Source organism: Paraburkholderia caledonica NBRC 102488, from assembly GCF_000685095.1.
Classification (GTDB): Bacteria; Pseudomonadota; Gammaproteobacteria; order Burkholderiales; family Burkholderiaceae; genus Paraburkholderia; species Paraburkholderia caledonica.
In genome coordinates this window covers 295593-307864 of sequence record NZ_BAYE01000001.1, presented here as the reverse complement: position 1 = coordinate 307864, position 12272 = coordinate 295593, and the positions used below count along the sequence as shown (strand labels likewise).

Below are 12272 nucleotides of genomic sequence, written 5' to 3'. Positions count from 1 at the left end.
TTGCATGAACGCAGTCTCGCACTGAAATGGCAGGATTCGATATGACGAGCAGTTCCACCGTCAACCTTCTCGACCTCGACGCCCAAGGGCTCGTCGCCTATTGCGACGGCCTGGGCGAGAAGCCGTTTCGCGCCAAGCAATTGCAGCGCTGGATCCACCAGTACAACGCTGCAGACTTCGACGGCATGACCGATCTCGCGAAGTCCTTGCGCGAAAAGCTGAAAGGCCGCGCTACGATCTCGATGCCGGGCATCGTCAGCGACCATATTTCGACCGACGGCACACGCAAGTGGCTGATCGACGTCGGCAACAGCAACGCAGTCGAAACCGTTTTTATCCCGGAAGAAACTCGCGGCACGCTATGCGTGTCGTCGCAAGCGGGGTGCGCGGTGAACTGCCGCTTCTGTTCGACTGGCAAGCAGGGTTTTTCCCGCAATCTCACGACTGGCGAGATCATCGGCCAGTTGCGCATGGCCGAGTTCGCGCTGCGGGCGTCGCGCGGGGGGGGCGGCGGTCGCGCCTCGGGTGGCGACGGCAAAGGTGAGCGCGTCGTCACGAATGTCGTGATGATGGGCATGGGCGAGCCGCTCCTGAACTACGACGCGGTCGTGCCTGCCATGCGCCTGATGCTCGACGACAACGCGTACGGCTTGTCGCGCCGCCGCGTAACGCTGTCGACCTCGGGCGTCGTGCCCATGATGGACCGGCTTGGCGCCGATCTGCCCGTTGCGCTGGCTGTTTCATTGCATGCGCCGAGCGATCCGTTGCGCGACATGCTGGTGCCGCTGAACAAAAAGTATCCGCTGCACGAATTGATGGCAGCTTGCCAGCGCTATCTGAAAGTCGCGCCGCGGGATTTCATTACTTTCGAATATTGCATGCTCGACGGCGTGAACGACAGTGAAGCGCAAGCGCGCGAGCTGCTGGCGCTCACACGCGACGTGCCATGCAAGTTCAACCTTATTCCGTTCAATCCGTTCCCCGAGTCGGGCCTCGTGCGCTCGAAACAGGAACAGATCAAGCGGTTTGCACAAGTGCTGATGGACGCGGGCGTCGTCACCACGGTGCGCAAAACACGCGGCGATGATATCGACGCTGCCTGCGGTCAGTTGGCCGGTGCGGTGAAAGACCGCACGCGCCTTGCTGAGCGCACCGGGAAGGCAGCGAAGATCATTGAAGTTCGTGCCGTATAGGTCGCAAGGGCGGCGCCTGCGGGTATTAGGGCGCGCGACGCCCGTCAATACTCTAAGGCGCCAGGCATGCCGGCGATTGAAAAGAAAGTTTGCAGAATCGATCGGAAGCGGCACATGAGGCCGCGCATTTTGTTATAAACGGTCTGCGATTCGGACATGAAGTTTGGACCGGTCCGGTCGCACGAGTGAAAAAGAATCGACGCGAAAGGATTTGGGATGAGTGAGCCGCAGCACCCGCAGCCGCAGGACACAGACACGAATGAGAGCCACCCGGCATCTGCCCCGCGGGCGGCGCTGCAGCCTGTCGTACAGCCTGTTGCTCAGCCGGGCCTCGACTCGCTTGCGGCGGTTGGCGCGCGCTTGACGCAACTGCGCGAGTCGAAGGGTTGGTCGATCGAAGACGTGTCGGCCCGGCTGAAAGTGGCGCCTGCCAAGTTGCGCGCGCTCGAATCGGGCGACATCAGCCACTTGCCGGACACCACTTTCGCTCTCGGCGTGGTGCGCAGCTACGCCAAGATGCTCGGCGCCGATCCTGCTCCGTTCACGCAGGCATTGCGCCGCGAGAAGGGTGTGGCCGCGCCGGATCTATCAATGCCCGCATCTTCCGGCAAAGACTTGCCGCGCGGCCGTGTGTCGCTGTCGCTTGGCGGCGGCGCACAAAAAAGCCGCTCGTGGTTATGGGGCGTGGCGGCTGTGATCGTCGCGGTGATTTCGCTCGCCATGTGGCACACCAATGGGGGCGATTCGACGGCATGGCTCGCGCGCCTGAAGGCGAGCGCGAATGGTGGCGCCGGTGGCGCCACGGGCGCGTCGGGCACTGTCGCGCAAGGCCCGGCAGCGGGTTCAGAAGCAATTTCGCAAGAGGCTGCGTCCGAGTCCGAGGCGCAGGCTGCCGGCCAGAGCGGGGCGTCGGCTACGCCGATGCCCGTGCCGCTCGCGGCCGGCACCGCGCCGGCTTCCGCGCCGCCCGTGACGGCGGCGCCTGCTGCTAGCGCTCCGGCGGTTGTCGCCGGTGACTCGACGAAGGTAGCGGCGACAGCATCAGCGCCGGTCGCGGGGTCCGCAATCATCGCGCTGCGCGTGACCAAAGATAGCTGGTTCAGTGTGCGCGGCAAGGACGGCAAAGAAGTATTCTCCGGCCTCGTGCATGCTGGCGATACAAAGGAAGTGACGGGCGAGGCGCCTTTCAAGGTCACGGTCGGCAACAAGGCCGGTCTTGAGTCGTTGACGCTGGACGGTCAGCCGGTCGATCCGTCGAAATATGCGGCGGCGAAAGGCAATGTGGCGCGCTTTGCGCTGCCTTGATACAGACGGTGTGCGCCGCGGCCAACCGGACCGCGGCGCTTTTTCAATTGAGGCGTCGCATCTTTGTGTGACGCGCGTGGCGTAAATGGGTTTTTCGATGCAATCCGAAGCTCAATCCCAATCCAGTAGCAAGATCGTGTCAAACGAGCCGGTGTTCGGCGGACAGGCTGCGCGGCGCAAGTCGCATGCGGTCGACGTCCGCTGGGGTGGTCAGCTCGTCACCATCGGGGGCGATGCGCCCGTGCGCGTCCAGTCGATGACGAACACGGACACCGCCGACGCGATTGGCACGGCCATCCAGATCAAGGAGCTGGCGCAAGCCGGCTCGGAACTGGTACGTATCACGGTCAATACGCCGGAGGCGGCCGCGGCTGTGCCGGCAGTGCGCGAGCAGCTCGACCGCATGGGCGTGTCGGTGCCGCTCGTCGGCGATTTCCACTACAACGGCCACCTGCTGCTGCGTGATTACCCCGCGTGCGCAGAGTCGTTGTCGAAATACCGGATCAATCCTGGCAACGTTGGGCACGGCGCGAAACGCGACACCCAATTTGCGCAGATGATCGAAGCGGCGGTGAAGTACGACAAGCCGGTGCGCATCGGCGTCAACTGGGGCAGTCTGGACCAGGACCTGCTCGCGAAAATGATGGACGAAAACGCTGCCCGCGCGACGCCGTGGGAAGCGCAAAGCGTCATGTACGAAGCGCTGATCCAGTCGGCGATCGGTTCGGCCGAGCGCGCGGTTGAACTCGGCCTTTCACGCAACAAGATCATTCTGTCGTGCAAGGTAAGCGGCGTGCAGGACCTGATCGCGGTGTACCGCGAACTCGCGCGCCGTTGCGATTTCGCGCTGCACTTGGGCTTGACGGAAGCGGGCATGGGCTCCAAGGGCATCGTCGCGTCCACGGCGGCGCTGTCGGTGCTGCTGCAGCAGGGCATCGGCGACACGATCCGTATCTCGCTGACCCCGGAGCCGGGTGCGTCGCGTACTGGCGAAGTCATCGTCGGCCAGGAAATTCTGCAGACCATGGGCCTGCGCTCGTTCACACCGATGGTGATCGCGTGCCCCGGCTGTGGTCGCACGACGAGCACGCTGTTCCAGGAGCTCGCGTCGCAAATCCAGACGTATCTGCGCACGCAGATGCCGGTGTGGCGTGATCAGTATCCTGGCGTCGAGAAAATGCACGTCGCGGTGATGGGCTGCATCGTCAACGGTCCCGGTGAGTCGAAGCAGGCGAACATCGGTATCAGCCTGCCTGGTTCGGGCGAGAACCCGGCGGCGCCGGTGTTCATCGACGGCGAGAAGGTGAAGACACTGCGCGGCGAAAACATTGCGCAAGAATTCCAGCAAATCGTGAGTGACTACGTCGAGCGCCGGTACGGCCGCGCCGAGGCGCTCAACTAAACATCGGCTATCGGATACAGATGACTGAACAGAAGAAAAAGCTCGAAAAGCTGTCGGGCGTGAAGGGCATGAACGACATCCTTCCGCAGGACGCCGGGCTGTGGGAATTTTTCGAAACCACCGTCAAGTCGATGCTGCGTTCGTACGGATACCAGAATATTCGTACGCCGATCGTCGAACATACGCAGCTCTTCACGCGCGGTATCGGCGAAGTGACCGACATCGTCGAGAAAGAGATGTACAGCTTCACCGACGCGTTGAACGGTGAAAATCTGACTATGCGCCCGGAAAATACGGCGGCGGTGGTGCGCGCGGCGATCGAGCACAACATGTTGTACGACGGCCCGAAGCGGTTGTGGTACATCGGCCCGATGTTCCGTCACGAGCGTCCGCAACGCGGCCGCTATCGCCAGTTCCATCAGGTCGGCGTGGAAGCGTTGGGCTTTGCCGGTCCGGACGCGGACGCTGAAATCATCATGATGTGCCAGCGCTTGTGGGACGACCTGGGCTTGACCGGCATCAAGCTTGAAATCAATTCGCTCGGTCTCGCGGAAGAACGCGCGGCGCATCGCGTCGAACTGATCGCTTACCTTGAAAAGCACATGGACGTGCTCGACGAAGACGCGAAGCGCCGTCTCTACACGAACCCACTGCGCGTCCTCGACACGAAGAATCCGGCGCTGCAGGAAGTCGCGCAGAACGCGCCGAAGCTGATCGATTTTCTCGGCGAGGAATCGCGCGCGCACTTCGAAGGTTTGCAGCGCATTCTCAAAGCGAACAACATTCCGTTCAAGATCAATCCGCGTCTCGTGCGCGGTCTCGATTACTACAATCTGACCGTGTTCGAATGGGTGACGGACAAGCTGGGCGCGCAGGGCACCGTCGCCGCGGGCGGCCGTTACGATCCGCTGATCGAGCAGCTAGGCGGCAAGCCCACGGCGGCTTGCGGCTGGGCGATGGGCATCGAGCGGATTCTCGAGTTGCTGAAGGAAGATCAGCTCGTGCCTGAAGACGAAGGTTGCGACGTCTACGTAGTCCATCAAGGCGACGCCGCTCGCGAGCAGGCTTTCATTATCGCCGAGCGGCTGCGCGACACCGGCCTCGACGTGATCCTGCATTGCAGCGCTGACGGCCAGTCGGCGAGCTTCAAATCGCAAATGAAGCGCGCCGACGCAAGTGGCGCCGCGTTCGCGGTGGTACTCGGCGAAGATGAGATCGCGAACGGTACGGTCGGGGTCAAACCGCTGCGAGATACGCAGGCGAGCGGCGGTAAAAACGAGCAACATAACGTGCCCGCCGAAGACTTGACCGAATTTCTAATCAATGCGATGGTTGCAACCGCCGAAGACGGCGACGACTGATCGCGATGTCGTCGAGCCGGTTGGTGACCAATCAGGCTCGACACGCACACGTAGCAAGAAAGAGGAAATCGCCGGGCAATGAGTTACCACGACGAACAAGAATCGATTGAAGGTCTGAAGGCTTGGTGGGCGCAATGGGGTAATGCAACCACATGGATCGTGCTGGTGGCGCTGGTCGTCTCGGCAGGCTGGAACGGCTGGAATTTCTGGCAGCGGCGCCAGGCGGCGGAAGCCGCTGTGTTGTATGACCAGGTGCAGCAGGCCGTGGCGTCTGGCGACAAGGCGAAGATCATGCGCGTCGCGGCAGACATGGAAGACAAGTTCAGCCGCACGGCCTACGCGCAAATGACCGCGCTCGGCGCCGCCAAGGCACTCTATGCCGCAGGCGATGAGGCCGCGGCGAAAGCCCAGCTGCAGTGGACCATCGATCACGCGAAGGACGACGAGTTCAAGCAGATCGCCAAGCTCCGGCTTGCTTCGCTGCTGCTCGACGAAAAGGCTTACGACCAGGGCCTCGCACTGCTCGCCGAGCCGCAGTCCGATGCGTTCAAAGGCATCGTCGCAAACGGCCGCGGCGATCTGCTCGCGGCTCAGGGCAAGCGTGACGACGCGCGCGCGGCCTACAAGCTCGCGCTCGAATCGCTGTCGAAGAATGACAGCTCCGCGCGTCAGTTGATCCAGTTCAAGCTGGACGCACTGGGCGGCTAAGCGCCGGGTGCGGTGCACCGCGTGCAACGACCAACCGGTCTTTCTTTAACCTATTTCCTGAATGCTTCGTCCACCGATGAATCTGCTGAAACGTTACGCTGTGCCCGTTGTCTGTGCGATGACCGTCCTCGCTCTCGCGGCATGCTCATCCACGAAAGACGAGCGCCGCGTGCCGACGCCGCTCACCGAGTTCAAACCCGTGCTCGACGTGCAGCAAGCCTGGAAGACGAGCGTCGGTAAGGCAGGTCGTTATCTGTTCTCGCCGGTTGCGGTCGGCGACGCCGTCTATGCGGCCGGCCAAAACGGCTCGGTCGCGAAGATCGACGCACAAACCGGCAAAGACATCTGGCGAGTCAAGCTGCACGACGACATTTCCGCGGGTGTTGGCAGCGACGGCACGCTGGCGGCGGTCGGTGGCCTGAAGGGCGACGTCTATGTGCTCGGCGCGGACGGCAAGCAATTGTGGACGGCCAAGGCACCGGGCGAAATCATTTCGCCGCCGCTCGTCGGCAACGGTCTGGTGGTCGTGCGTACGGTGGACGGACAGATCGTCGCATTCAATGCGCAAACCGGTGAGCAGAAGTGGAACTACCGCAACCGCGCGGTGCCGTTGAACCTGCGCGTGTCCTCGGGGATGACTTTCGCCGGCGACGCAGCCGTGCTGGCCGGGTTCCCCGGCGGTGCGTTTGCCGCGATCAATCTGCAGACGGGTGAGAACTACTGGCAGACGCCGGTCTCTTATCCGAAGGGCGTAACAGAAGTAGAGCGCATCAACGACGTGACCGGACCGCCCACGCTGGTCGGCTCGGAAACCTGTGCGGTGACGTTCCAAGGGCAGATCGGCTGTTTCGATGCGAACTCTGGACGTGCGCTGTGGGAAAAGGCGTTCTCGAGCGCGAGCGGTCTCGCGCAGGACGACCGCGCGGTCGTCGCAGCGGACGACTGGTCAGTCGTATCCGCGTTCGACGTCACGAATGGCACGCAACTGTGGAAGAACGACAAGCTCAAGAATCGCGAACTGGGCGTGCCGTTCATCCTCGGCCACGCGGCCGTGCTCGGCGACTACCAGGGTTATGTGCACTTCCTGTCGCGCGACGACGGAACGCTAGTCGCACGCATGAAGACCGACGGCAGCGCGATTTCGGCGGCACCGGTGCTGGCCGGCGAGACGCTCGTCGTGCAAACGCGCGACGGCGACCTGTACGGTTATCGTCCGCGTTGATCTTGCGGGAACGCCGCCCAAGCGTGCGGGCCGGCTTTACCGGCCAAGCGCTTTTGAGCGACGAATGCAGGTTCCGTGTTCTTTGCGTTCTTCGGCGCACGTGTTGTCCCGCAAGGCGGCGTCGCAAGTAAGTATGGAAATGGAATTCCGTCGCACTGTCTGGGTCGGCGGGCCGACAAGAACGGCTGAGTGAAGTGGCCAATGAAAGCGGCCGACGGCAACGGCGAACGAAAGCAGCCAACGAAAACGGCCAACGAAAACGGCCAACGAAGCGGCTGAAAAACCGCGGCTGACCAACCCGACCGAGAAAAACAGCTGCGAAAGCCACTTAGCGAAGGCGGCAAACAAAAGCGGCGGCCAACGGCAGCGTACAGAGGTGACGCACCCACGGGCCAACAGAAACTACCCATGTGGCTTGTTCACCGCTCGCGGCGCCGTCCTTCGGCCATTGAGAGCGAACTGCCCGCAGCAAAACGAAGCCTCGTAGCCTCGCCGCGCTGCGCATACAGTCAAACCCCCGTCCGCCACGGCGCGCAGATGGACAGTGCAGCCGGGGCTGGCCGAATTCGTGATAATTTTCGTCAAACGCTGCCGTCTAGCGGCGCAATGGCGTCGCAACGCGGACGGTCGATTCCGATCCGCGTTTCACTGTGAACAACATCTGATGAAACCCGTTATTGCCCTCGTAGGGCGCCCCAATGTGGGGAAATCCACGCTCTTCAATCGTCTCACGCGTTCGCGTGATGCGCTCGTTGCCGATCTGCCCGGCCTCACACGCGATCGCCACTACGGTGAAGGGCGTACAGGCGAGCGGCCGTACCTGGTCGTCGACACTGGCGGTTTCGAGCCCGTCGCGAAAGACGGCATTCTCCATGAAATGGCGCGCCAGACGCGGCAGGCAGTGGAGGAATCGGACATCGTCGTGTTCATCGTCGACGGTCGCAATGGGCTTGCGCCGCAAGACAAGTCAATTGCCGACTACTTGCGCAAGACCGGCCGGCCGATCTTCCTCGTCGTCAACAAGGCTGAGGGGATGAAGTACAGCACGGTCGCCGCCGACTTCTACGAACTCGGTCTCGGCGATCCGCGTGCAATTTCGGCTGCACACGGCGACGGCGTCACGGAGATGATCAATGAGGCGCTCGGCGTCGCTTACGCGGGCCAGCCCGAGGAAAGCGACGACGAGAAGGAAGCGCGCGGCGTGAAGATCGCGATCGTCGGCCGTCCGAACGTCGGCAAGTCGACGTTGATCAACGCACTGGTCGGCGAAGAGCGCGTGATCGCGTTCGATATGCCGGGTACTACGCGCGATTCGATCTACGTCGACTTTGAACGCCAGGGCAAGCCGTACACGCTGATCGATACGGCCGGCTTGCGCCGTCGCGGCAAGGTGTTCGAAGCGATCGAGAAGTTCTCGGTGGTGAAAACGCTGCAGTCGATTTCGGACGCGAATGTCGTGATTCTGCTGCTCGACGCGCGTCAGGACATTTCGGAACAGGACGCGCATATCGCCGGCTTCGTGGTGGAGCAAGGTCGTGCGCTGGTGGTCGGCGTAAACAAGTGGGACGGGCTCGATTCGCATGTGCGCGAGCGCACCAAAGCGGATCTCGAACGCAAACTAAAATTCCTCGACTTCGCCAAGTTCCATTTCATTTCTGCGGCGGAAAAAACAGGTATCGGCCCGCTGATGCGGTCGGTGGACGACGCGTACGCCGCGGCAATGGCCAAGCTGCCCACGCCGAAGCTCACGCGTGCGCTGATCGATGCAGTGGAATTCCAGCAGCCGCGTCGCCGTGGTCCGGTGCGGCCGAAATTGCGTTACGCGCACCAAGGTGGACAGAATCCCCCGATCATTGTGATTCATGGCAACGCACTCGACGCGATCACCGAAACGTACAAACGCTACCTTGAAAACCGCTTCCGTGAAACTTTCAAGCTGACCGGGACTCCATTGCGAATAGAGTTCAGATCGTCGACCAACCCTTACGCGGACAAAGGCTGAAACCCGCATGTGCGTTGGGTTTGGCCGCTTGGGCAGGGTGCCCGCGCGAAAACGAAAATCGGCTATAGTGTAGCGGTTGACGGCGGATACCTTTTTCTTCCGTCGTCAATTTAGTCAACCTGCAAAAAAATACGGAGTTTGCTATGAGCAACAAAGGGCAATTGTTACAAGACCCGTTTTTGAACGCACTGCGTAAAGAGCATGTGCCGGTGTCGATCTACCTGGTCAACGGCATCAAGCTTCAAGGGAACATTGAATCGTTCGACCAGTACGTCGTGTTGCTCCGGAATACGGTCACCCAGATGGTCTACAAGCACGCAATCTCGACTGTCGTGCCAGCCCGTCCGGTGAATTTCCACCCGGATTCTGAACAGTCCTAAACCCCCGTCGCGGCCGGCGTAGCGTCGCCCGTTGGCGATCACCTCCGGCCGCCTCATTTTGATACCCTCCAATTTGATCAATGCAGCGCTCGTCGGCATCGACTTCGGTAAGATCGATTTCGAAGCCAGTCTCGAAGAACTCAGCCTGCTCGCGCAAAGCGCGGGCGCGAATCCTCTAGTCACCCTCACCGGGCGCCGGGCAAGTCCCGATGCGAAGATGTTCGTCGGCAGCGGCAAGGCCGAAGAACTGCGTCTCGCGTGTGAGGCGAACGACATCGAACTCGTCATCTTTAACCACGCTCTTGCGCCTGCCCAGCAGCGCAATCTGGAGCAAGCGCTTAATCGGCGCGTGGTCGACCGCACGAGTCTCATCCTCGATATTTTTGCGCAACGCGCCCGCAGCCATGAAGGCAAGCTGCAGGTGGAACTCGCGCAATTGCAGTATCTGTCGACGCGGCTAATCCGCGCATGGACCCACCTCGAGCGGCAAAAAGGCGGTATCGGGTTGCGCGGTCCGGGCGAAACGCAGCTCGAAACCGACCGCCGGCTGATCGGCGAGCGCATCAAGGCGCTCAAGACGCGGCTCGAAAAACTGCGCCGTCAGCATGGCACGCAGCGCCGCCAGCGCTCGCGCAATCAGACCATGTCGGTGTCGCTGGTCGGCTATACGAATGCGGGCAAGTCCACGCTCTTCAACGCGCTCACGAAGGCGCAGGCGTATGCGGCCGACCAGCTGTTCGCTACGCTCGACACGACCTCCCGTCGCGTTTATCTCGGCGACGAAGCAGGGCAGGTGGTGGTGTCCGACACCGTCGGCTTCATTCGCGAGTTGCCCCACCAACTGGTTGCCGCGTTTCGCGCCACGCTCGAAGAGACAATCCACGCCGATCTGCTGCTGCATGTCGTCGACGCGTCGAGCGCGGTGCGTCTCGATCAGATCGACCAGGTCAACGAGGTCTTGCACGCGATCGGTGCGGACACGATCCGGCAGGTGCTCGTGTTCAACAAGATCGACGCAGTGCCGGAGTTGGCGGCCCGCGGGGACGCGGTCGAGCGGGACGAGTATGGTAATATTTCGCGCGTCTTTTTGAGCGCGCGCACGGGGCAGGGGCTGGATACATTGCGCGCTGCCATCGCTGAGATCGCTACTGCGGAAGCTCTGTCCGACACGCCGCATGACTCCTCGGAAGAAGACCGGTCGGCGGCACCGCGCGACGAGCGCAAGGTCTCAGAACTCGGGCACTGACCCGTTCCAATTGCATACCCGCTGTCTACTCTGGTGAACGAACACAGGTGAACGATTACAACGAGCGGAGTATCTGGCTGCGCATGCGCGCCATGTTTTCACTGAACGATCCGCGCTGGGGCCGTGGCGACGGCAATGGCGAGCGTCAGCGGCCGGGCGAGCCCAAGCGTCCACAGACCAAGGAAGGTGAAGGTCCCCCCGATCTCGACGAGATGTGGCGGGATTTCAACCGCCGTCTGAGCCGCATATTCGGCCGCAAGGGCGGCGGTGTCGGCGGCGGGCGCCCCGACAACGGTCGTGGCGCACGCATCGGCGTGGGCATCGTCATCGGCGTGCTGATCGCGATCTATCTCGGCAGTGGCGTGTTCGTGGTGCAAGACGGCCAGGCCGGCGTTGTGATGCAGTTCGGCAAATATCGCTACACGGCGGGGCAAGGCGTGCACTGGCGGCTGCCTTATCCGTTCGAAGCGCATGAGCTCGTCAATATCGGCCAGGTTCGCCAGGTGGAAATCGGCCGCAATAACGTGGTGCGTCTCGCGAATGTAAAAGACGCGTCGATGCTCACTCACGACGCGGACATCGTCGACGTGCGCTTTGCAGTGCAGTACCAGATCCGCAAGCCGACCGATTACCTCTTTCGCAGCGCCGATCCCGATCAAGGCGTGATGCAGGCCGCGCAGGCGGCGGTGCGCGGCATTGTCGGCGCGCGCAGCACAGATGAAATTCTTGGTCAGGATCGCGAAGTAATTCGTCAGCAGTTAATGGCGGCAATCCAGCAATCGCTCGATGAATATCAGTCCGGCCTCGCCGTGACCGGTGTGACGATCCAAGGCGTGCAGGTTCCCGACAGGGTGCAGGCGGCGTTTGACGACGCTGCCAAGGTCCGTCAGGAGAACGAGCGTGCGAAGCGCGACGCGCAGGCGTACGCCGCTGATCTGCTGCCGCGCGCGCAAGCCGATGTGGCGCGCCAGATCGACGACGCGAAAACCTACAGCGACAAAACGGTGGCCGAGGCGCAAGGCGACGCCGAACGGTTCAAGCAGGTCTATGCGCAGTACTCCAAAGCGCCCGCCGTGATTCGCGAGCGCATGTATCTGGAAACCATGCAGCAAATCTATTCGAATACGACGAAGGTATTTGTGGACAGCAAGAGCGGCAACAATGTGCTGTATCTGCCGCTCGACAAGCTGGTCGAGCAGACTCGTCAACGGGTGGCCGATGCTGCTGCGGCCGCCACGGCTGTATCGGGCGGCGCTGCGGCCAGCGCGCCGCAGGCAGCGACTTCCAATGCGCCCGCCGCAGGCGGACCGACGACGGCAGCGCCTGCAATGTCTGCGTCTGCCGCAGCCGCCACACCCGCCAGCCGGGCGGCGGCCAGCAGCGACGCGCTGCGCTCACGCGACTCCTTCCGCAGCCGTACGCGTGAAGACGACGTTCAATAAGGGGCGCACAT

10 protein-coding genes are annotated in these 12272 nt (G+C 62.2%); all 10 read left to right on the top strand.

All coding sequences use genetic code 11. The features are described 5' to 3' along the window. The first annotated feature begins 41 nt into the window (after nucleotides 1–41). Entirely contained in the window at nucleotides 42–1193 is a 1152-nt protein-coding gene (gene rlmN, locus BCA01S_RS01470; RefSeq protein WP_027775404.1) for a dual-specificity RNA methyltransferase RlmN, read from the top strand. A gap of 216 nt (nucleotides 1194–1409) precedes the next feature. Further along, a complete protein-coding gene (locus BCA01S_RS01465) occupies nucleotides 1410–2498 on the top strand; it encodes a helix-turn-helix domain-containing protein (RefSeq protein WP_027775403.1) in 1089 nt (362 codons plus the stop codon). Between the two features lie 85 nt (nucleotides 2499–2583). After that, nucleotides 2584–3900 (top strand): flavodoxin-dependent (E)-4-hydroxy-3-methylbut-2-enyl-diphosphate synthase, encoded by a 1317-nt coding sequence (gene ispG / locus BCA01S_RS01460; RefSeq protein WP_027775402.1) that lies wholly within the window; start codon nucleotides 2584–2586, stop codon nucleotides 3898–3900. A gap of 20 nt (nucleotides 3901–3920) precedes the next feature. Next, complete coding sequence (gene hisS, locus BCA01S_RS01455; protein ID WP_027775401.1) at nucleotides 3921–5261, top strand: histidine--tRNA ligase; 1341 nt, start codon at nucleotides 3921–3923, stop codon at nucleotides 5259–5261. A 78-nt stretch (nucleotides 5262–5339) separates the two neighbouring features. Further along, nucleotides 5340–5969, top strand: a complete 630-nt coding sequence (locus BCA01S_RS01450) for a YfgM family protein (protein WP_027775400.1) — start codon at nucleotides 5340–5342, stop codon at nucleotides 5967–5969. A 76-nt stretch (nucleotides 5970–6045) separates the two neighbouring features. Further along, entirely contained in the window at nucleotides 6046–7191 is a 1146-nt protein-coding gene (gene bamB, locus BCA01S_RS01445) for an outer membrane protein assembly factor BamB (protein WP_027775399.1), read from the top strand. Nucleotides 7192–7855: 664 nt separating this feature from the next. After that, nucleotides 7856–9193, top strand: coding sequence for a ribosome biogenesis GTPase Der (der, locus tag BCA01S_RS01440; RefSeq protein ID WP_027775398.1), 1338 nt, complete (start codon nucleotides 7856–7858; stop codon nucleotides 9191–9193). A 143-nt stretch (nucleotides 9194–9336) separates the two neighbouring features. Continuing rightward, on the top strand, nucleotides 9337–9573 hold the full coding sequence (hfq, locus tag BCA01S_RS01435; protein ID WP_006051315.1) for an RNA chaperone Hfq: 237 nt from the start codon (nucleotides 9337–9339) through the stop codon (nucleotides 9571–9573). A 73-nt stretch (nucleotides 9574–9646) separates the two neighbouring features. After that, nucleotides 9647–10819 carry a GTPase HflX gene (gene hflX, locus BCA01S_RS01430; protein ID WP_033379419.1) on the top strand — a complete coding sequence of 391 codons (1173 nt, stop codon included), beginning with the start codon at nucleotides 9647–9649 and terminating at the stop codon, nucleotides 10817–10819. Between the two features lie 47 nt (nucleotides 10820–10866). Beyond that, nucleotides 10867–12261, top strand: coding sequence for an FtsH protease activity modulator HflK (gene hflK / locus BCA01S_RS01425; RefSeq protein ID WP_027775396.1), 1395 nt, complete (start codon nucleotides 10867–10869; stop codon nucleotides 12259–12261). The last annotated feature ends 11 nt before the right edge of the window (nucleotides 12262–12272 follow it).